Below are 22,453 nucleotides of genomic sequence, written 5' to 3' on the forward strand. Positions count from 1 at the left end.
ATTACTCTGGGAAATCGTCATTAAACCCAACACACCACTCAACATAAAATGGTTAAATATATGAAATTTAAAAAGTAAAAAAACTTTTACTATGTGAATTTTCTGATTCGTTGACAAACAATATGTTAGCGCTTTATATAGAATATTGATTTAAATTCGTCTTAAAAGTCGCCAATACGCTTTAGTTTATAGCTGAAGTTCTAAATAATTATGTTGTAGATGATTAACCTAAACCAAAGCCTCCTTCTGGATGCTTTTTTTGGGTTATAAAAAAAGCCGCTACAAATGTAGCGGCTTATTACTAAGTAAATCTTATTTAATCAAAACTATGTTTAATTAAACGAGTGATGATGCCATCTCTTTTTAAACCATAAAACTGATTATTAGCATCAAGTAAATGTCCGCTAGACTGAGAAGAGATACTGTCTTGCTCAACAAAATTAGAAAGGTTTAGACGAATGACTTTTGAGTCAGTTAAAACCAGCGCAAGGTTTTGTGTTTCATCGAAAACAACTTCAATAATATCAGAATCTAACCCTGCAATAGCCATACCGTGGGTCATGTCGCTACTGTAAAACACATCACCGCCGCGACTTATCACGAACTCACCATTAGGTGTAACCCAAACACGGCCATTTATTTCATAGTCACCATGATAAGGGCTGTCTCCCAATGCTTCTATATCATCACTACTAATGTCAAACTTTTCAAAATCTGATGGGTATGATCCAGTATCGGCAGCGAAAACAGTATTACCCGTTGGGTGTAAATCTAAAACCCCTTTTTGGTAAATATCTGTGTAGCTGAACACATTACCGTTAAGCCCGTTAAGTGCGTATATTCTAGTATGTTGCCCTGATCCTGATGAGACAATGAGTTTGTTTTGTTGATTAATAACAAGATCAAATGGGTCAGTTGGCACTGAATACACGTTTATTTTCGCTTGTTCAGCCAAGTCAAAAACAGCAATGTAACCACTTTGATCTTCTGTATACCAATACATACTATGCTCTTGTTTAAGCAAAGATACATAAAGTCGCGAGCTATCTTGAGAGACCGTCATATTTTCAGGCATGAAATCAAACTCAAAATACTTCTCGGTTTCACCTGTTAATAAGTCAACTAAATAAAGTCGCTTAGCTTGTTTATCTGTGACATATAACTTTTGCCTCACCGAATCAACAGCTGTATCTGTCACTCTAAATTGCAATTCAAAGGCCGTGCTATCGGTCACTTGTGTTCCATAGTCTGTGCCTTGAGCTACCTCAATTGTAATCATTTTAATATTGGAAGCACCTGCAGAGTCTTTTACTTGCAGAGTAATATTTTTGCTACCAGAAAGAATATACTTTTTGCTGATGAGGGGATCAGAGCTAAAGTCAGTATCCCATAGGTTATCGCCATCAAGATCCCAGCGATATTGCAAGTTTGCACCATCTTCTGCATCAGTACTTACTGCAGCATTAAATTCATAGTTATCACTCGTTGTGCCATTTTCTGGTGTATAAGTAAAATCAGCAACTGGCGCCATGTTAGTACCACATATGCTACAAGGATGTTCAACCACAACCATAGTTGTTACTGCCGACTCTGCACTCAACACTATTACTTGGTTATCATTAACAATCACATCGAATGCATTTTCTACTTCAATACTGCCAGCTTTAAACCATGTAGACAGATTAAAATAAGGCACTTCACCTTTATCAGTAACAATAAAAGCTAGATTTTGTTGAGAGTCAAAATTCAATGCTGTAATCAGCTCATCCCCTTCTTCAAAACCTTCTAGCGTTTGAACGTAAGTCATATTGTCGGTACGGAATACATGACCACCACGACTAATTAGATAGTTACCATCAGGCGTTATCCAAACACGACCTCCTATTGTGAAATCACCATGATATGGAGAGTCCCCAACAGAGGTAATGCCAGCTCCACTAATATCAAACTTTTCAAAATCAGATGGAGTTAAGTTAGTATCTGCAGCAAAGACATAATTCCCCGATGGGTGTAGAGTTAAACGTGCACCCTGATAAATCGAAGAGCTACCAAGAAAGTCACCATTCTCAGCGTCAAACGCATAAATGTTCGTCCATTGTCCAGAACCTGAAGATACGATAAGTTTGTTCTGATCATTTATGACTAGATCATACGGGTCAGTTTGTATTTCAAATAAATTGACTTGGCTTTGCTTTTCTAAATCAAAGACCGCAATGTAGCCATTTTGTTCTTCACTCCACCAATATGAACTGTGCTCTTGAGTAAGAAGAGCAACATAAAGTAGCTTACCATCAGGTGATAATGTCATTCGCTCCGGCATAAACTCAAATTCGAAGTACTTTTTAGTTTCGCCATCAGCTATGTCTACAACATATAATCGCTTAGCTGATTTATCTGTTACGTAAAGCTTTTGTCGAGGTACATCGGTAATTTTTGCTGTTACATTAAATTGTAATTCGTATGCAGAGCCATCAGTTACGTCACTGCCCGAATCTTCCCCTTGTGAAACATTAATTTCAACTGTAACGCTGTCTACAGCACCAACCGTATCCATTACCTGTAGAGTTACGAAATGAGTACCTGCAGTTATGAACTTTTTACTTGTATCTGAGCTCGTCGTAAAATCAGTATCCCATTGACCATCATCATCAAAGTCCCAGCGATATTGCAGTTCAGAGCTCTGTGTATCATAGCTACTCGAAGCATCAAATTCATACATATCAGTTGTTAAACCAGTATCTGGCGTATAAGTAAACTGAGCTACAGGAGCTGTATTGCCGATACAATCAGCGCATTGATAAGGTGTTTTAATCACATAAAGAGTATTATCATTTTCGGTCACTGAGTATGTGAATTGCTCAGCAAGAAACACCTGCTGAACATCTCCAGGTTGAGTAATCGCTCTGAAAACTTCTAATGACTGGAGGTTTATTAAATATATATTTCCATTTGAACTTGCAAAAGCAACCTTGTTCTTCTCATCAAACTGAATATCATCAATAGTAAACATCCCTAATACTTGCGAAACGTGAGTCATATCAGAGACTTTAAATATATTGCCCCAACGAGAAAACACGAAGTCTTCTGAAACCCAAATACGCCCCCCAATACTATAATCACCATGATATGGAGAGTCACCGCGTGAAATGATACCTTCACCGGAAATATCAAACTTTTCAAAATCTGCTGGCGATATATCTGTATCAGCAGCAAAAACATAATTTTGCGAAGGATCTAAGCTGAGGTAAGACTGGTGTCTGATCCACTCATTCCCCGTTTGATATCCTGTTTCTGCACTGTATGAAAGAATTGAGGTCCATTGACTAGATCCCGATGAAACAATCACTTTTCCTGTGTTTGTCGCGACAATATCAAATGGATCTACGGCAACGCTAAAACGTTTTTGTTGCTGGACTTTATTTCGCGATAAATTATAAACAACAATTTCACCACTACCGTCAACTTCTGAGTAATATTCAAAGTCTCGATCAAGTAGCGACACATAAAGGGTATTATTTGCAATAGCCATTCTTCTTGGCATTTTTTCATATTGCAGTGTCTGAATAACCTTTCCTGTATCAGGACTAACAATATATAAAGATTTATTGATCTGGTCGGTAATGAATACTCTATTTGTAACTTTATGATAGACCATGTGAGTAATATGTTTGATCGATGAATCGAGGGCATGGCTCATACTCAACGTCGCATCATTAATATCATCTATACCATCGTTGTCATCATCAGCATCAGCATTATCGCCGATACCATCTAAATCAAAATCAGCACTCTCGCTGTTATCCCATGGAAATAAATCATCCCTATCAGAAACACCATCATTATCATCATCTGTATCGGCAGCATTGCTGATGCCATCTCCATCTGAATCGATAACTTTAGATGTAGATAAAGTGCTCGAAAAGTGAGAAATCGCAAATTCTTGCGTTACAAAATCAGTATCAGCAATAGATGAAAAAAGGCCTTTTTGTATTAATAATTGAGCAAATTCCTCAGCCGGCAACGCTAGATCAGCATTTGAAATACCTGCGCTTTCTAACTGTTGAACAAGGTCACTATCAAGGGTTATTGAATTTGATGGGTCTTTATCTTCATCTAAAGATTGCAACAATCGAATCGTATTAAGCACTATCGGGCTATATAAGTTTCGGCTGTCTAAAATATCAAGAGGTGTGACTACGGCTGCAGCGGGAATTGTAGGAAACTCAATACTAGCAAGCGAAAATGTGACATTATCGTTTTCTTTGTATTGATATTCACCAGCGCTATTAGTAACGCCAGATTCACCTGAACTTGTTGTATAGTTCAGGCCTGCAACAGCCGAATCTAAAAAAACGCCTGTCATTAAGACTGGATCTGGCGTTGTTGTTGGGTTATCAGTTGTAGGTTGTTCTGATTTAGAGTCTCCTCCACCACCGCCACCACATCCGGTAAGCAAAGCAACAGGGAAGATCAACGAAAAGAGTATTTTTGAACGAGTTCCATTCATAAAACTATTCCACTTTATATAATTATTATCGGCCAATTAGTATACATTTGTTCCTAATAAAACGATAGCAATTTAACATTTGTTAACAGTAAAATTTCATTTTTCGCACCTAAGTCTTACTGTTAATTTTGTTCCATTGAATGGTGAGGTGTTCTGAAAAACTATTTCAGATTATACCAACCTGCTTAATTAAGTGATCTATTTTGAGGCAATAAAACCTCGTTGATAGCAAGGCAAAAATTTCGTTATTTAGTTGTTCTCGGCAATTGCACCTGCATTGCTCTACCTTCTGCACCCATGCAGTCGTAAGTCAGAAATTTTTAACGCAGATAGCGACAGGTTTAATCCCTCAAAATGATTAAGTATTATTGCGGATTGGTATTGCTTATCGTCACTTGTGCATTATTAACTTCACGGCTCGTTTCAGAAAGCCCTACCTTTGTGGCACCACCCAATAGCCAAATTTGGCCGTTTAATGTAACCGCCCCTAAACCGTGGCGAGGTGTTTGCCATTCGAAAGTTTTGCGCCATTGCTGCTTGGTTAAATCATAACTAAAAACCTCACGGTCAACTCCTTGGCTATGTTCACCGCCAAACACAGTGATAGCATTATCAATAACTGCCGCCGCATGCCCTGCTCGTGCTTTAGGGAGTGCTGCATGTGCTTGCCAAGTGTCTGTTTCGGGTAAGTATTCGAGCATGTCAGTGATAGGCTCGCCGCCAACGGTTCTGCCACCTAACACAAACCAACGGCCGTTTACTTGTGCACTCGCTGCACTGTTTCTAGCTGAAGGTAAAGCCGCGGCTTCTTTGAAGGTGAAGTTTTTAGGATCAAAGACTAAATGCGCACTCACATCTAAACTATGTTGCCATTGCCCATTTTTCTCACTATTCGGGCTACGGCCACCAGCTAAATGTACTTTACCATTAAGCACTGCGCCCACAGTTTCACTCAACGCAAAAGGCAAACTCGCCACCTTTTGCCATGCTTTGGCGCCTTTATCTAGCATTAACACATCACGGCTATTGGTCCATTGGCCTTGGCTATTAACAAAACCACCAAAGGCGAATAATCTGTTTTCTACTGCAATTAAATACGTGTGATGACGCCCTTCAGGCAAACTAGGAGCTGATTGCCAACTAGCATACTTAGGTGACCAAAAATGAACTTTTGCAGTCATCTTACCCGCTGATGCTGGTAACTCAGTAGAGATACCACCCGCAACCCAAATCTGTTGATTCATAACTGTTGGGTAAATTTCCTGTATAGCCTCAGGGAGCTTTGGTGCTAACGGCTCTTTTGCCGATAACGTATAAGGTAAACAAGTAATAGAAAATGCTAACAACAGTTTGGCTAAGCGCATATAAATCCTTAATGAGCAGTTATTTAGCAAAAAGTTAAACTAGTTGTACCGATTAGTACACTGCCAAATAGTCTTACTCGAACAACGATTACTATTCCTAAATGACATTAAATTGATATATTATAACAAAGCATTTGAGAATTTTGTTTAATCTAATTAAGGGTCACTATCATGAGCAAACTTCCCGTCACCGTGCTCTCTGGCTTTTTAGGTGCAGGTAAAACCACTGTGCTCAGCCATATTTTAAATAACCGTGAAGACAAAAAAGTGGCTGTAATCGTCAATGATATGAGCGAAATAAACATCGATGCAGCAACAGTTAAAAACGATGTTTCGCTGAGCCGCGGCGAAGAAAAACTAGTAGAAATGAGCAATGGTTGCATCTGCTGCACACTGCGTGAAGACTTACTCATTGAAGTACGCGCTTTAGCGCAAACGGGGCAATTTGATTATTTGGTTATTGAGTCAACCGGGATTTCAGAGCCCCTTCCGGTTGCCGAAACATTTACCTTTGCCGATGAAGATGGCGTGTCACTTTCTGATGTTGCAAGACTTGATACCATGGTCACGGTCGTTGATGCCGTTAACTTTTTAAACGACTTTAACGAAGCCAAATTTTTACAAGAAACCAACGAACACTTAGGTGATGAAGATGAGCGAAGCGTGGCCGACCTACTCATTGATCAAGTTGAGTTTGCTGATGTCATTTTAATTAGTAAAACAGACTTAATTAGCGCCGATGAGCTTGAGAGTTTAAAAGCCATTTTAAGCTCATTAAATACCTCTGCAGAGCTTATTGCCATTGAAAATGGCCAAATTGATATCAATAAAGTTCTCGGCACGGGCCTGTTTAACTTTGAAAAAGCTCAGCAAGCACCTGGCTGGCTAAAAGAGCTACGCGGCGAGCATACCCCAGAAACCGAAGAATACGGTATTAGCAGCTTTACTTACGAGGCCCGCCGCCCTTTTCACCCTGAAAAATTTTATAACTTTATTCATAACAATCAACGCGAAGGCAAACTACTTCGCTCTAAAGGCTACTTTTGGCTAGCCTCTCGACCCCAATTTGCTTGCCAATGGAATCAAGCAGGCGGCATAGCCCGCTATGGTTTTGGCGGGATATTTTGGAAAGCCTTACCGAAAGATCAGTGGCCAACAGATAGCGACTACTTAGATTCAATTAACCAAGTATGGCAAGAGCCCTTTGGTGATATGCGCCAAGAGCTGGTTTTTATTGGTCAAAACCTCAATCAAGCAGCGATCATTCAAGCTCTCGATAGCTGCTTACTTAGCGACGATGAACTATTAGCAGGCAAAGCGCTTTGGCAAACCCTGCCCGATCCATTTCCTGTTTGGGAGGAAGCATAATGACAGCCTACGCATTAGAACATGACACTGATAACCTACCATCAGCGGCAGCAACAGCGCTAAGCCCTGTGGTGTTTTCACAAATATATAAACCTGAGCATAACATTGCAATTTGGCAGCGTAACTTAACTGAACAGCTGCAAGCAGAAGTAGCTGAGAGTATTACAGCCAACCCAGATCTCAGTATTAACGCTATGATCAATCAAAATACCATTGTGGCTGACATAAATAAGGCCCTTGAAAAACTACCTCAAGCAGAAGAGCTTAAAGCCGATCTTGCTCAGCTCGTTGATATGTTTTGTTATTTGTTCGAATTAAAACGTACCGGATTACGCCTAAGAGTACTTGAACGAGCCATGTGCCCACGTTTTCATGTTGACAGAGTCCCTTGTCGGTTAGTCAGTACATATTGTGGTAGTGGCTCACAGTGGTTGCAAAATGCAGGACTTGATCGCACTAAACTTGGCGCAGGTCACCAAGGATTAAGTGATGAAGAATCAGGATTAATGACAGCAAATACTAAAATTCACTCTCTTAATGTGGGTGATGTAGCTCTATTAAAAGGCGAAACTTGGCAAGATAACGAAGGCAAAGGCCTTGTGCACCGCTCACCAGCACTCGCTACTGGCGAAAAACGGCTACTTGTAACCCTCGACTTTATTGCTTAATACGAGCGTACCAACTGCGTCTATTAATTCTAATAGGCGCTATTTCATTTAAGAACACGCTACAACTGCTCAAGGCTTTAAATTAATGAAAAGCATACTGAGCGCACTTGCAATTGCCGATAGGGCAAATATCCTTAGTAACAGAATTAAGGCATTCCTTGCGCCACCAGCAAAAGTGCCTTTAAAGCTTAATGGGTAGCCATGAAAAACCATTACATATAACACGTTAAAAAGTCCTACCCGCATCCCGTCAATTTCATAGGTATCGCCATTTTTTAAGTGAATTTCACAAACATGCAAAGTGGGTAATCTAATTCGTGGTTCGCCAAACTTTCGTTTGCGTTTTAGATCCATCGTGTAGTGAAACAAAACCTCTGCGATTTCGTTTTTAGCAATGGTGAGAGTGTGATTTTGGTGCTCTTTAAAAGTCAATTTATCAATTTTGAGCTCATCCTTGCTTATGCTCATTGCCCATTTAGAACCAAAGCCATACTTCTTGTAAGTCATGATGCGCTTGGTAATAAACACGACCAAAAAACTTGTAAGACAAACTAAAAAAGCCAGCCATGGGTTAAAAGCATCTACTAAATAAAAACTAGATAGCGAAATTACGCATACCATAAGCGCAAAAAACACTTCGGCCCACCCAGATAACGTCGCTAAGCCTGGGAGAGATTCTAGTTCTGTTATTGACTCTTCAGTTAGTGACGATTTTCCTTTAAAGGCAGCATATCGAAACCATTTTTTATCATTTAAATCCAGTTCGAGTGAGTGCTTAGCCATCGAGCCCATAAAAATCCCTTTTGTATTAATGCTTAATAGAAGCAACCTTTTTGTTCCTTAAATTTATACACAACCAGAGCTCGCACGTAAATACTTAAAGAACTAATAAGTTAAGCCCCCTTAGCTAATGAACGTGCTGTATATAATCAAAAACCAGCTAAGCTTGGTATAACAAAGAAATTTATATATGTGAGCTGATATGGAGCGCCTTTTTCAAAATAGTCGGTTTTTAGTCATCATCGCGATTATCACTACAGCAATTTCATCGTTACTTGTTTACATAACCTGTGTGAACATCGTTTTTAATGTTGTTAAAACGACACTTATATCATTGCCTGACTCTGCTAAGGGAGGGAAAGAGATGATAGTCGAGCTTTTAAAAATTCTCGATCTATTACTCATTGGTATTACTCTTCAAGTTATTACCATCAGCCTGTACCGGCTATTCATTTCGCCTGCAACCACAAAGAGTAGCCAGTTTTTGGCCGCCTTTCATATCGAAGATTTTCATGACTTAAAAATTACTTTAGTGCAAGTAACATCTGTCATTTTGGTGATTCTGTTTTTAGAGCACGCCGTTGAGTTTGGTGGCACAATTGAAACCCTCTACCTTGGTATTTCTATTGCGATTGTTGTTGCAGCTTCGACCTTTGCATGGCGCTCAATGAAATAGTGAACACTCACCTACATTAGTTTATTTATTGGGGTAACGTAGCTGATATTGCTCTTTCATCACGCATTAAACTGCTCAAGTAAACCGCTCTTTTGGCTATCTTTAGCCAGTTCTAGCAAATCGATTTTTAAGCACTAAAAAGGCGTAACACTTCATGTTACGCCTTTAAATTTAAGTCCTAAAGTGCAAGCGCTAATATTTGCTTAACTTTCGCTAAATCAATATCACCGTGTTCACCTAGCGTAGTTATCTCATTCTTTTCTAAGTTTTTAACAACCGCATCGATTGCTTGTTCATCAAGGTCATAATCAGCAAGGCGCGTTTTCACAGCCATTGCTTCGAAGAAGTCTTGCACTGCTTTAATCGTTTTATCGATTTGCTCAGCTTCATCGTTATAATTAAAACCAAACACTCGCGCACCAAGTTGTTGTATTTTAATAGACTTTTGCTCTTTTTGAACATGCATTAGCGCAGGTAAAACAATCGCTAGTGTTTGTGCGTGATCAAGGTTATAAAGGGCTGTTAATTCATGACCAATCATATGCGTAGACCAATCTTGCGGTACACCCTGACCAATCAAGCCATTCAGTGCCATTGTAGCCGACCACATAACATTGGCTCTTACATCATAGTTTTGCGGTTCATTTAGTGCTTTAGGCCCTTCGCTGATCAAGGTTTGTAAAATACCTTCTGCAAAGCGGTCTTGTAATGGCGCGTTTACTGGGTAAGTTAAGTACTGCTCAATAACGTGTACAAACGCATCTACAACACCATTACTTACTTGGCGCTCTGGTAACGAAAAAGTATATTCAGGATCAAGTACTGCAAAAACAGGTTGCACACTCGGTGATGAAAAAGCACGTTTTTGCGACGTCTCTTTTTTAGTAACCACTGAGTTACCGTTACTCTCAGAGCCAGTTGCAGGTAAAGTTAAAACTGCACCAATAGGAAGCGGGTTACTAAACTCAGCACCTTTAACAAGGATATCCCACGGCTCACCTGCAAAGTTATAAGCTGCTGCAACAAACTTAGCGCCATCAATAACGCTGCCACCGCCAACAGCTAGAATAAAGTTAACATTCTGCTCTTTAGCAGTTGCCACAGCTTGCATCAGCGTTTCGTATGTTGGGTTAGGTTCAACACCACCAAACTCAATCACGTCAACATCGGCTAATGCACTCATTGCTTGGTCGTATACGCCATTTTTCTTTATTGAGCCACCACCAAAAAGTAATAGTACTTTAGCGTTTTCTGGTAAACGTGACGTGATCTCACTCATTTGACCTTTACCAAACAAAATTTCGGTTTGATTTTTATAAATAAAGTTCAACATTTAAATGCCCCTTAAATTAGGTTTAAATTGCTAATTAGCTAATTTACTTAGCTAACATTTCTAAAAGCTTTTCTGCTAATAATTTATCTGAAAACGGGTTTTGCCCCGTAATGAGTTCGCGGTCAACAACCACGTTTGGCTGCCACTCACTAGCGAATGTCATATTTCCACCGGCGTTTTCCATTGCCATAGCAGGATAAAACTTAAGCTTTTTACCTTCTAAACTGCTTTCAAAAACACGCTCTTCAGGGTCTGAAAAAATAGTCATTTTATAGCCATCATAAATCCAGTTATTGGCCGATGCCTTTTCGCCATCTTTTATCGCTTGATAATAAGAATTTGGCTGAACTTGTGCCGACAACAACGTAATTGGGCCATGGCAAATTGCCGCTGTTGGTTTACCTTGCTTATTAAAGTGACGCAAAATTTCACCCACTTCTGGGTTGTTTGCTAAATCAATTAAAGGCGCATGGCCGCCTGGGATAAACACAGCCTCATATTGGCTTAAGTCACCCGCTAAAATTTCGCTTAAACTTGCGGTATCTTTGATATCTGGTAGTGATGCTACAAAACGCTGAATGCTCTGCATTTTAGCTTCATTACCATCAAAGTAGTCGGTACTCACTGATTTTTTATCTACTTGAGGCGCATTACCTTTGGGTGTTGCAAGTACAAGCTCATAACCCGCATCGACTAATGCTTTCGCAGGCACACCAAACTCATTTAGGTAGTAGCCTGTTTCGATGCTCTGGCCGTCAGCTAAGTCCATGGTTGTTTCACTTGATAAAATAACCAATACTTCGCCTTCACCCGCCACTGCAAACATCGACATAGTTGATGCAGCAACAAGCGTTAGTCGCTGTAATATCTTTTTCATAACTCATCCTTTAAGAAAGTACAGCCATCATAGTTGGTTTGCGGGGCGAGTAGAATTCGGATAAATTAAGAGGAGCAATCAGAATATTTATGGCTCGTACTTTTACATGTCTTATCTCACGCAATTAAAAACCTTTGTTGAAGTTTATCGTTGTAAAAATATTACGAAGGCAGCGGCTAATTTAGGCTTATCTCAGCCTTCGGTGACCTCACACATTCAAGCAATGGAAGCTGTAGTTGGTAAATCTTTATTTGAGCGCAAAGCCCGTGGCGTTACCCCCACAGCAGCAGCACATGATCTAGCACTTCAGGTTTCTGGTCATATCGATATATTAGAGCAAAAGATCATGTCGATACGGGCACGTTCTGATGCCGCACATGGCACTGTTAATATTGCAGGACCTGCCGAATATATTAGTAGTGTATCGGGGCCACAAATTGCCAACTTACTGCAATCTGGCAATGTAAATCTTGTTCTGCATATTGGTAATAAAGTGAGAATTTTTGATGCCTTGCAATCAGGTACTGCAGATATTGCTATTGCCGCATCAGCGCCTGATCCAGCACTATTTGATAGCCTTGTGCTCGACAAAGAAAAGCTCATTTTGGTGATGAACCGTTTACATGGCCGAGAAATCAAAGACAGCGCCATTACCGCAGATTTACTCTCAAGCTACAATGTCGTTGCTTATGATGAAGAGCTGCCTTTGATAAGACAATACTTTGAAGCTGTATTCAACGCAAAATGCCACTCAAATGTCATTGCTATTTGCCCGGACATACGTGCTATTAGCAATATTATTCGCTCAGGCATTGGCTATTCTGTATTACCCGATTACCTATGTCGCGATCAGATAAAAGCCGGAGAGCTTGTGCAACTAGGGCCCGAAGGCCCAGAAAACATAATTTACTTAGTTTGGAACAAAGGGGCATTAAAGCACCCCCGTATTGCATTTGCCAAAGATGTTATTTCGGCCTTTGCAAATATTAACTACTTTGCAAACTAAGCAAGGCTTGCTTTGCGTCTAACAGTTTTACTCGTGGGGCAAGCGCATTTAGTGCGATTAAATGTAGCATTTCAGATACTGTGGTGCTCACATCCGTTAAAACTTCTACGTCGTACTCTTTAGCTTGCTCTGAGATAGCTGTATGAGTCACACAGTTTTGCGTCATCATGCCTGCGATCAAAAGTTTTTTAATACCATGCTGCTTTAACACATCTTCTAAATTGGTTTGATGAAAGCTGTCAGCATAGTGTTTTACAACCACAGGGGCTTCTGGTGCTGCATTTAAAATATCAGAATGAATATCAACACCCTTTGTACCTTCATTAAAAAATGGCGCTAAACCAAGAGAAGGATCAGCAACATGCTGAATATGAATAGGTAAAACTCCGCGTTCTATTGCTTGTTTGATCACATCTACTAGCTGATCTTTTACTTGTTTAGCCTGCCATAAAGGAAATGCACCATCTTCAAAATAATCATTCTGTAAGTCGATAATTAGTAATGCTGTGTTTGTCATTGTATGAGCCCTTTTTCATTTTATTGAACCCTAGTTTGCTGAATTTTTAACGTATCAAACAGTGACCCAAATACCATTTATCGATAATATTGGGCCAAAGTGTTTAATAAGGCTTTACCATGAATGTTGCAGTATTCGCATTTCCTAATATCAGCCCATTTCATCTTGCAGTACCATGTATGGTGTTTGGTGAGGGCGCTCGCTCGGCAGGTATCAAAGAATTTAATTTAACAGTGTGCAGCGAATGTGAACAGGTAATGCCCTCAAGTGCGGGGTTTGATATTCAAGCGCACCACTCAATAACAAAATTTGATCAGGCAGATATTATAATTATTCCGTCTTGGCCATCCCCTGAAACAGCCCCCTCTAAAGAATTAGCAACCAGTTTGCTAAACGCTCATAGCCGTGGCGCTATTATTGTAGGGCTCTGTTTAGGAGCTTATGCGTTAGCACACATTGGGCTTTTAGATAATATTGAAGCAACCACCCACTGGGCATACAGCGATGACTTTAAAGCTCGCTTTGCAAAAGTGAAACTTAACAATCAAGTACTTTACCTTGAACATGACCAGCTCTATACATCGGCAGGAACAGCAGCAGCTATTGATTGCTGCTTATATTTGGTTCGCAAATTTTTAGGAAGCGAGCAAACTAATGCTATTGCCAGAATGATGGTAACGGCTCCGTATCGCACTGGTGGGCAGACACAATTTATTGCCCTACCCGTCCCCGAAAGTGTTGCTGATGAGCGTTTAGCAAGCTTACTTGAACAGATGCTAGAAAGCTTAGCCAGCAACCATACGATTGATACACTCGCAGAGCAAATGCACATGAGCCGACGCACCTTTACCCGCCACTTTCAATCGCTTACAGGTCAGAGCGTTGGGCAGTGGCTGTTAAATCAACGTTTAAACCACGCACAGCGACTTCTTGAGTCAACTGATTTACCATTAGAACATTTAGCCGAGCAATGCGGCTTTGGCTCATCTGTTACTTTACGCCATCATTTTCGCTCTCAGTTTGGTTTATCACCGCGAGACTGGCGTAATGCATTCCGCCAAGCGTAAAGCTTAGGTATAATCTGTTTTTCGACTCGATTTTGGTTTTTAAATGAAAAAGCTTTCTAAAGTACAATTAAAACAGCAAGCCCTTGTATTAAATGTTGCCGACGCCCTTGAAGAGCAAGGTCGCGCAGAACTTGAAGGCATGTTGCAATGCTGGTTTGATGTGGAATACCACTTATTCCCAGGTTCATTGCTTTTATGTTTTCAATTTGAAAACCAACAAACACTCGATGCAGCGACCCCAGAGCTATTAAAATGGCAAAAACGCCTAAGTGGCGCAATGCTGAAAAAAGGCGTGATTTTAAAAGACATGCGCAGGCATTTAGTGTTTACCCTAAAAGGCCCAGACGATTAAATGGAATGAGTTGTGAGTTAGCAAGTTAGCAAGTTAGCAAGTTAGCAAGTTAGCAAGTTAGCAAGTTAAAAACACTAGAGTGCCTACCACTTGTGTCAAGTAACTCGCTAACTCGTTGAGTTTTTAATCTGACTTCTAACGACTGATCTCTAATAGCTCCATTTTTGTTCAGCGTTAAAACGCCTCGTATCTCGCAAACTTTCCCCTTTACTCTTTCCCCTAGCAACTCGCTAACTTGAGTATTTTTATTTGATAACGCGGGGTAAACCCGCTGCTACCAGTTCTGCGCTAAAACGCCTCCTACAACTCGCATCTCGTCCCTCGGAACTCGTACCTTTCCCCTTTACTCTTTCTAACTCGCTAACTTTCCTCTAGAAACTAGCTAACTTATTCCAACACCTGCGTACTTAACGCCAGATAACAACGCCATATCTTTGTGCCATGTTGCTAGATCATTAGCATTAAACTTAGCTAAAGAGTCATGACCACATGCCCTCGCCATTACCGACATTAACTCAGTTGAAGCTTCAAAAAAGTTCTTTAATTGATTTGCCGACTTTTCAATATTTAGGCGCTGACGTAAATCTTGCTTTTGTGTGGCAATCCCTGCAGGGCAGTTATTGGTGTTACACATACGCGCAGCAACACAGCCGATTGCTTGCATTGCACTATTTGAAATCGCCACCCCATCAGCACCAAGCGCAAGTGCTTTTACAAAATCAATTGGCAAGCGTAAGCCGCCAGTGATGATCAAAGTAACATCACTTGCACCTTGTTCATCTAAGTACTTTCTTGCCCTGGCAAGTGCAGGAATAGTCGGTACGCTAATATGATCCCTAAAAATCTCGGGGGCTGCGCCTGTACCGCCTCCACGACCATCAAGAATGATGTAATCGGCACTCGCATCGAGCGCAAATTGAATATCTTCCTCAATATGATTAGCACTCAGTTTAAAACCGATTGGAATACCGCCCGTTACCTCGCGTACTCTATCAGCAAACTTTTTGAAATCGGCCGCACTGTGTAAGTCTTTAAATGTTGGTGGTGAAATCGCCGAAGTACCCGTTTCAATTCCTCTAACCTCAGAGATTTTGCCAACATTCTTATTGCCCGGCAAATGCCCACCAGTACCCGTTTTTGCGCCTTGTCCACCTTTAAAGTGAAAGGCCTGAACGTTCTTTAATTTATCTTCGCTATAACCAAAGCCTGCACTTGCTAACTCATAAAAGTACCGTGAATTGGCTTGCTGCTCTTCAGGAAGCATACCGCCTTCACCCGAACAAATACCTGTACCAGCAAGTTCTGCTCCTTTTGCTAAAGATACTTTAGCTTCTTCAGATAAAGCCCCAAAACTCATATCAGAAACAAATAATGGAATAGCCAGCTTTAATGGCTTTTTCGCTCGCGGGCCAATCACAAGCTCAGTATTAACAGCAACATCTTCCATTAAAGGTTGCGTTGCCATTTGCGCCACCATTAGCTGTAAATCATCCCATTTAGGTAATTGATATCGTGGCACGCCCATCGACACCATAGGGCCATGGTGCCCAAGCTTAGATAATCCTTCACGTGCTAATTGATGGATAAGCTCAACGGTGGGTTCCTCTTTGGTTGCTGTAGCAACTGGCAAATCAGAGGCTTGAATTTGCACGCCTGGCCCTTCTTGACCAACTTGGCTTTTATCAAATTGTTTGTGACTGCCATCACAAAACGGCGCATTGGCAGTGTGCTTACATTGGCATAAATAGGCATCGCCCGACTCTTCTGCTGTAAATGCTTTGGGTTTGAAATCGGTTCCGGCATGTGAGCCATCACAAAATGGCTGGTTTTTAGAACGCCCACAGGCACAAAAATAGTATTCTTGCCCCTGCTCTAAGGTGACTTTTTTCGGCGAAACGGCTGCAATTATGGGTTTGCTCATTATTGTTCCCTCACGGTTGCTACATTACATTGCTATGTTCAAGGTACTGCGATTGAGGTAAGTATTAATTCAAGGCTTACTTGCTTTACAAAGGGTAGTTCAGCTCAGTTAAATAACGAGCTTTTAAGCGCCTAGAAGTTCACTTAGCTATCACTAATCGACTATATAACCGCAACAAGCAGCCAAGATATCAGCCATTTCGTATTTTAATGAAAGAGGTAAATCGGTTTGTAAGCCACAGTGAGGGGGATTTTCACAAAGAGGATAAGAGGCGCTGCGCTTAAGAGGAATTATTAAAAGCAAACTTCACAGATATAACCCATTGTAGATCGTTATTTATGGCGAAAAGCAACCGTTAACACTCACGGGCTGAAGCCCGACTTACAAATTACCTCTTTGATAATAACCATCGCGCGAAATAAATTTCACGCCTACGGGCAAGTTTCAGCTTGTTTGTTGGATTTTAAATCTGATAGCTGATGGCTATATATGGCGCACAATCATCTAAAACTTATAGCTTAAAGCTCTTTTGATTTAATCTGATTTCTAACGACTGATATCTAATATCTCTATTTTTGTTCTGCGTTAAAACGCCTCCTACATCTCGTATCTCGAAACTCGTATCTTTCCCCTTTACTCTTTCCCCTTTACTCTTTCCCCTTTCCCCTTTCCCCTTTACCCTTTACCCTTTACCCTTTCCCCTTTACCCTTTCCCCTTTCCCCTTTACTCTTTCCCCTTGTAACTCGCTAACTTGTTGGATTTCACTCCGTTCTAGCCAACCTACCGGCTGATGTCTGAAAGCTTTTACTTTTCCACCCCCTTTTGCTTCACATGCTCAACCAGCTCGGGGAAAAAAGCTAAAAACACTGCGTCTAACTGTTGGTAGTGGCGGGCTATATCGTCAGCGGCTCCTGCAAAGTTATTAGCAAAACGAATACGCCTTGCGATATTATCAAGGGCAAGGCCGACCCCATCCAGTGTTTCATATTCTTTAAACCAATCATTGTTGGTCATACTGGTCACAACCTGCTGCATGCGTGAAGGCATCATGGCTTGGCGCGTATTTAAAAGGCCATAACTGTGCTGTTTGAAATCAGCCAATGGTTGGTCATTAAAGCGCTGCCAATGCTGAATAAGAAAGTGATCGAACGCCACATCAATGGCGACACTTGCAAAGCGTTTACGTGCTGGTGAAAAGTACTGCTTAGCTTCTTTTACAAGGGAGTGTGAGTCGGTAAACCTATCAACCAGATAATGATTCTCAAGGCCATTTTTAACTGCGTCAGATAACTGTCCTGAATACCGACGCCCACCAAAATCCCCCAGCAGATTACCAAAGTGTGAATCAGCCGTCGGTTGTGCTAAGTAAAGGTGAGCCAAGTAGTTCAACGCATTCTCTAAATCAAGTCATTTTATGCATTGTAAAAGAATACAGGTGAGAGGGTCTAGGGGCACAGGTTGCGAGTTGCGAGTTAGCAAGATTGTAGCAGCGATTTTATATCGCGTAATCAAATGTCTCGTAAGCGTTATGCTTGCATGCCCGTTTTAAATAGATCATCGCGCGAAATAAATTTCACGCCTACAGTGCTAGGTGCTAACATCATAGCGATGGTTTTGGGTTGGAATATCGGCGTTAAAACGCCTCCTACAACTCGAATCTCGCTAACTTTTTCGTCTGATAGCTGATGGCTCCAAACGTTGAGTTTCACTCCGCTCTAACCAACCTACCAGCTATTAGCCATAAAAATAACTCACCTTTATGACTTTAAATTAAATGCCAACATTACAAGAGCCGAAATGATCGCAGAAAGAGAAATTAACCGCATAATCAAAATAACTATATTACCTGCACCGCCTGAAGTTGTACCTCTGAATAGTAGTGGGTATTCGTAGAGTTTTAAAAGATACAGCACATCAAAAAGACCTACTCGCATACTATCTAGCGTAACAACATCGCCACTTTTTTGATGAATTTCACAAGCGTGTAAATTGGCCGTTTTTTCGTTCACAATATGGCCAGTTCTGCCATGCAAAGTATAATTAAAAATGATTTCTTGGATATCGTCCTTAGCGATTTGCAAAACTTTTGAAGCTTTGCCCTCTATTGCTTGCCTATCTATTTCGAGTGAATCTTTAGATATACTCATAACCCACTTACGACCAAATCCAAATTTGTTATAAATCACAATTCGCTTGATAACAAATACACAGAGATAACAACTCACACAAGTTACAAAAGCAGGTATCGGCTGCATCGTTTCTTGAAGCACTAGGCTCATTACAGCAATAGCGATAGTCATAAAGAAAAATAAAAATTCAGCTCCGCCCGACAGCACAGCTAGGCCCGGTAGCGACGTTAGTTTTGTATTAGAATCAGCCTGCAATACTGGCTTTTTATAGAAAGTTGAATACCTAAACCAAACTCGGTCGCTCAGGTTTAAATCTAGGGAGTGCTTCGAAAGTGGCTGATTATAATCCATTATTTAAGTTTCCATTTTTAAAACACAATTTTGCCATTACTTTCCCATTAAGCCAACCTGTCTACTTAATGGTACATTTCTCATACCTTCAAGCACTAAACTAACTGCCCAACAAAGTTAACCATATTGTGCGCTACAATTGGAAACACAAGGCTACCAGTCCGCTCTCTTAACCACAGCAAAATAAATCCATAACTCCCAGTTAATACGATTCTGAATACAGACAAATGCCACTCACCATCGATATACATAATCCCATGAACTAGACCAAATAATAAAACTAAAAGTAACCCAGCAATGTTTATTGGCGAGCCAAAAAAGTTGATGCGCGATGAAACAACAGCCAATGAAAAACAAAATAGTAAAACACCTCTAAACATTGGCTCTTCATCGAGTCCTGGGATAAAAGCTTGATAGAGTAGCGTTTCAAAATCGTAATTTGGTCCATCGCCTAGGCTAAGCGTTACAATAATCTGCAACACAACAAACAGGGTTAAAACAACGAGTGCAGGCTTAATAGAGCTTTTATTTTGCCTAAAAGTAAAACCAGCATCCCTGATTTTAAAGTCATTTTTAAATGCTGCTAATAAAGCCAAAACCAAAGCCCAAAGAGAAATAGCGACTATTTTCCCTGACCAATTCCATTTGAGATCTGTAAAGATTAAATCTAGGGAAATGAGTTCTTTACCTTTAAATAAAGCTAAGAAATAGCAAAATAGAATTAACAGAGTAGCAAGCAACCAAGTTAGGTTTATAGTTACTTTATTGAATACTTTTAAAATTAAAACGAGGAATAGAACAACGCCTAAATTGGCAAGCATTCCAAAATACATATCTGGCATAACCGTCCTTGGTGAGCATGCAGCCCAAACTTTATTATTGTTTAATTTCTATAATAAACACAAAAACAACCTATTAAACAGATATTTGTTTGAGTTCAAATTCACATTGAGCATATTTTTATTTTCAAAGTATATTGAACCACAGAGTACATAGAGGCGCTTCGCGCTACGCAGAGAAAAACTGTAAATTACGCGGGGTAAACCCGCAACTACCTGTTCAGCGTTAAAACACCTCGTATCTCGTCCCTCGAAACTCGCTCACTTGGGTATTTAAAATCTGATAGCTGACGACTGAAAGCTGATAGCTCCTTCCCCCTAGCAACTCACTAACTTGTTGGGCTTCGCTTCGCTCCACCCAACATACAATTAGAGCTATCCTTTACTCCCCCGCAAACTTTAACATTCGCGTTTGGTCGGTAAGCTCAATATCCACCAGCTCGAACGGAGCTTTGGCTGCTTGAGTGACCGCAAAAGGCATGGTGAAACTGCCGTAACTATCAATCTGTTTTGCTACTTCAACCGTTGCCAGTTTGATGCGCTCACCTTTATCACCTTTGCCTGTTAAGGTTGCACGAATAGCATAGCGGCCTGAGTCGGTCACTTGCACTGGCACCTTGGCTTGGTATTTATTATTGCCAAGCGAAGTGACTTTGGCTTTATCCATACTGATGGTTTGTGAGCTATGTACAAATGGCATTTTTATAGAGCGTTTTACCGTTTGGCCATTCACTTTAGTGTCTACACTGGCCTCAAGCTCATAGTAACCATTTATTGCACCTAAGGTTTCAAGCGGGTAATTAAATACAGCTTCACCATTTTCGTAGCGTACATCTAGCTTTTCGCCATCAGGGCTTGAAAGCGTTAACTTCACATCACTATCTTTAAAGCGCTTTTTACCCATACTAAGCTGTATAGCAACACGTTGTTGCTGATCTTTCACTTTAAATTGCGATTTAGCATGCAAAGCATTGCTCGAGCCTTTTTCAATCACATGCAGCAAGTAGGTGTCATTATCGTTAAGCGCTTGGCTTGTTCTTAACATTGCTTTGCCATTTACCTGACCTAGCTTTAAGCCAACACTACCATCGCTAAATCCTGCATTTTCCATTTGCTCACGTGCAACCATGGCTTGCATTGGCATTTGTCTAAAGTTGTCATCTCGCACCGACAGCTTATCTAGCTGTAAACCATGAGGCTTAAATACTTCGCCACTATCAAAGCGTGCTTTTGGTGCAATGCGAATAAAGTTATCAGCTTGGTTTACAAAGACAGGCACACCGCGCTTAAGCTCTTTACCCGAAACTTTCTGCCAATATTCAACACTGTTTTTTTCAAGTGTTTGCAGTTGAGCGCTTGATGCTGGTTGAACTTGAGGAAACTGATAAACCGTTTGCTCATTAGCTTTCGCTGCTGTGCTTACAAGCACTATTGTAGCTGCAATTGTGGTTAACTTATTAATCATAGCGAGCTCCTAAATTCGGTTTTTAAGCATGTTTGGCAAGCCAAAACAGTTACGTCGACTTTGCTGATGACTCAAAGGCTCACCACCTTGGGTTCGTGATTTATCAGTAAACCACACCACCCCAGCTAACGACTGAGAACTGCAATTTAAAAAGCCATCTGAGCAGCTATCTAACCAGTTTTGCGTTACTTCAAGGCCCACTTGATTTTGATAACCGCCACAATAGCTGTCGCTATCCCATACCGCTGATTCAACATCACTGCCCACCACGGTTTCGAATCGAGATGGTAAACTTGGGCGGTTCGGTGTGCCATACAGCCACTGTGCGTTATACGATTCCATCCAAGATACTTGCTGTTGTTTTACTGCATCGCTGCCGTAACCTAAAAGCCAACCCAAGCTTTGCTCGAACGAATTACCCGCAATAACCGCATCAGCCAACGGCGTGCCACCACTTGAAGGAGCCAGAGCAATAGTACGCGTGACTTTGCTAATAATATTTGGATAACGGCTATCCCATGTTGGGTTAGATAAAATCCAACGCACCACATTGCCACCGTTAGAGTGAGTGATCAGAGTTAAATCAGTGATGTTTTTATTATTGATAAATGTAGTGAGCTGCCCTGCTAAACAGCCAGATGCCGCGTCTGCCCACATGTATTGATCAAAGTCACAATTAATGACCGTGTAATTACTACTGTTTGGTAAACCTTGACGAACCGTGTCGACAAAACTGCCTGTCCAATAGTCATTATACGCATCGCTTTGCTGGCCTGTACCGTGCACAAATGCGACTCCTTGCGCAGCAAAAGCACTGTGGCTGATACCCGCTGCCAACATTAAAGCTGGCACTAGTGAGAGTGTTTTTATTTTCATGTGTGTTCCTGTTGATTGTCATTTTATCTATCAGGTTGGAGGAGTGACCTCCGACCAAAAACATAGACCAAACAGGTACGAAAGCAAGAATAAATTTACATTAATTTAACTTTTGTGTGTTTTTTAAGTACAAATTATTAGATTTTAGGAGAAAAAAGAGGAGGTGAGATGCGAGATGCGAGATGCGAGATGCGAGATGCGAGGTGCGAGGTGCGAGGTGCGAGGTGCGAGATGCGAGATGCGAGATGCGAGATGCGAGGTGCGAGGTGCGAGATGCGAGATGCGAGATGCGAGATGCGAGATGCGAGATGCGAGATGCGAGATGCGAGATGCGAGATGCGAGATGCGAGATGCGA

The 22,453-nt window shown here is 40.9% G+C and carries 18 protein-coding genes; 6 read left to right on the forward strand and 12 right to left on the reverse strand.

The annotated features are described in order from the left end of the window. Positions 1-316: 316 nt before the first annotated feature. Together AN394_RS08930 and AN394_RS08935 are read right to left on the reverse strand one after the other, a co-directional pair. Positions 317-4,507 (reverse strand): PKD domain-containing protein, encoded by a 4,191-nt coding sequence (locus tag AN394_RS08930; RefSeq protein WP_055021306.1) that lies wholly within the window; start codon positions 4,505-4,507, stop codon positions 317-319. A gap of 365 nt (positions 4,508-4,872) precedes the next feature. Then, entirely contained in the window at positions 4,873-5,871 is a 999-nt protein-coding gene (locus AN394_RS08935; RefSeq protein WP_055021307.1) for a kelch repeat-containing protein, read from the reverse strand. 171 nt (positions 5,872-6,042) lie between these two features. Between AN394_RS08935 and zigA the strand changes: the two genes are divergently transcribed. Together zigA and AN394_RS08945 are read left to right on the forward strand one after the other, a co-directional pair. Further along, positions 6,043-7,239 (forward strand): zinc metallochaperone GTPase ZigA, encoded by a 1,197-nt coding sequence (gene zigA, locus AN394_RS08940; RefSeq protein WP_055021308.1) that lies wholly within the window; start codon positions 6,043-6,045, stop codon positions 7,237-7,239. Continuing rightward, the gene (locus AN394_RS08945; RefSeq protein WP_055021309.1) at positions 7,239-7,907 is read left to right on the forward strand and encodes a DUF1826 domain-containing protein; all 669 of its coding nucleotides are present in this window, start codon (positions 7,239-7,241) and stop codon (positions 7,905-7,907) included. The genes zigA and AN394_RS08945 overlap by 1 nt, the downstream gene beginning before the upstream one ends. Positions 7,908-7,976: 69 nt before the next feature. Here the strand turns inward: AN394_RS08945 and AN394_RS08950 are convergent, their stop codons facing one another. After that, positions 7,977-8,690 carry a hypothetical protein gene (locus AN394_RS08950; protein ID WP_152968923.1) on the reverse strand — a complete coding sequence of 238 codons (714 nt, stop codon included), beginning with the start codon at positions 8,688-8,690 and terminating at the stop codon, positions 7,977-7,979. A gap of 199 nt (positions 8,691-8,889) precedes the next feature. Between AN394_RS08950 and AN394_RS08955 the strand changes: the two genes are divergently transcribed. Continuing rightward, positions 8,890-9,363 (forward strand): YqhA family protein, encoded by a 474-nt coding sequence (locus AN394_RS08955; protein WP_054560737.1) that lies wholly within the window; start codon positions 8,890-8,892, stop codon positions 9,361-9,363. Between the two features lie 178 nt (positions 9,364-9,541). Here AN394_RS08955 and AN394_RS08960 read toward each other — a convergent pair whose 3' ends face one another. Both AN394_RS08960 and AN394_RS08965 read right to left on the reverse strand, forming a co-directional pair. Then, positions 9,542-10,696 carry an iron-containing alcohol dehydrogenase gene (locus tag AN394_RS08960; protein ID WP_055021311.1) on the reverse strand — a complete coding sequence of 385 codons (1,155 nt, stop codon included), beginning with the start codon at positions 10,694-10,696 and terminating at the stop codon, positions 9,542-9,544. Between the two features lie 43 nt (positions 10,697-10,739). Beyond that, complete coding sequence (locus tag AN394_RS08965; protein WP_055021312.1) at positions 10,740-11,573, reverse strand: type 1 glutamine amidotransferase domain-containing protein; 834 nt, start codon at positions 11,571-11,573, stop codon at positions 10,740-10,742. Between the two features lie 106 nt (positions 11,574-11,679). On the opposite strand from AN394_RS08965, the gene AN394_RS08970 reads away from it, so the two are divergent. Then, complete coding sequence (locus AN394_RS08970) at positions 11,680-12,579, forward strand: LysR family transcriptional regulator (RefSeq protein WP_055021313.1); 900 nt, start codon at positions 11,680-11,682, stop codon at positions 12,577-12,579. On the opposite strand, the gene AN394_RS08975 is transcribed toward AN394_RS08970, so the two are convergent. Further along, entirely contained in the window at positions 12,560-13,096 is a 537-nt protein-coding gene (locus AN394_RS08975) for a cysteine hydrolase family protein (protein ID WP_055021314.1), read from the reverse strand. The two genes, AN394_RS08970 and AN394_RS08975, sit on opposite strands and share 20 nt — an antisense overlap. 119 nt (positions 13,097-13,215) lie before the next feature. Here AN394_RS08975 and AN394_RS08980 point away from each other — a divergent pair, with 119 nt between their 5' ends. Next, positions 13,216-14,163, forward strand: coding sequence for a GlxA family transcriptional regulator (locus AN394_RS08980; RefSeq protein WP_055021315.1), 948 nt, complete (start codon positions 13,216-13,218; stop codon positions 14,161-14,163). Between the two features lie 43 nt (positions 14,164-14,206). Next, positions 14,207-14,515, forward strand: a complete 309-nt coding sequence (locus AN394_RS08985) for a hypothetical protein (protein WP_054560743.1) — start codon at positions 14,207-14,209, stop codon at positions 14,513-14,515. Positions 14,516-14,897: 382 nt separating this feature from the next. On the opposite strand, the gene AN394_RS08990 is transcribed toward AN394_RS08985, so the two are convergent. The 6 genes from AN394_RS08990 to AN394_RS09020 form a co-directional block, all read right to left on the reverse strand. Beyond that, positions 14,898-16,436 (reverse strand): glutamate synthase-related protein, encoded by a 1,539-nt coding sequence (locus AN394_RS08990; RefSeq protein WP_054560744.1) that lies wholly within the window; start codon positions 16,434-16,436, stop codon positions 14,898-14,900. Between the two features lie 805 nt (positions 16,437-17,241). After that, a complete protein-coding gene (locus tag AN394_RS08995; protein WP_055021316.1) occupies positions 17,242-17,826 on the reverse strand; it encodes an ACP phosphodiesterase in 585 nt (194 codons plus the stop codon). A 368-nt stretch (positions 17,827-18,194) separates the two neighbouring features. Further along, positions 18,195-18,917 (reverse strand): hypothetical protein, encoded by a 723-nt coding sequence (locus AN394_RS09005; protein ID WP_054560746.1) that lies wholly within the window; start codon positions 18,915-18,917, stop codon positions 18,195-18,197. 95 nt (positions 18,918-19,012) lie between these two features. Beyond that, complete coding sequence (locus AN394_RS09010) at positions 19,013-19,759, reverse strand: type II CAAX prenyl endopeptidase Rce1 family protein (RefSeq protein WP_054560747.1); 747 nt, start codon at positions 19,757-19,759, stop codon at positions 19,013-19,015. Between the two features lie 379 nt (positions 19,760-20,138). Next, positions 20,139-21,221 carry a DUF4785 domain-containing protein gene (locus tag AN394_RS09015; protein ID WP_055021318.1) on the reverse strand — a complete coding sequence of 361 codons (1,083 nt, stop codon included), beginning with the start codon at positions 21,219-21,221 and terminating at the stop codon, positions 20,139-20,141. A gap of 9 nt (positions 21,222-21,230) precedes the next feature. Further along, the gene (locus AN394_RS09020) at positions 21,231-22,097 is read right to left on the reverse strand and encodes a hypothetical protein (protein WP_054560749.1); all 867 of its coding nucleotides are present in this window, start codon (positions 22,095-22,097) and stop codon (positions 21,231-21,233) included. Between the last annotated feature and the right edge of the window lie 356 nt (positions 22,098-22,453).

This window comes from Pseudoalteromonas sp. P1-26 (genome assembly GCF_001401795.1).
Lineage (GTDB): Bacteria > Pseudomonadota > Gammaproteobacteria > Enterobacterales > Alteromonadaceae > Pseudoalteromonas.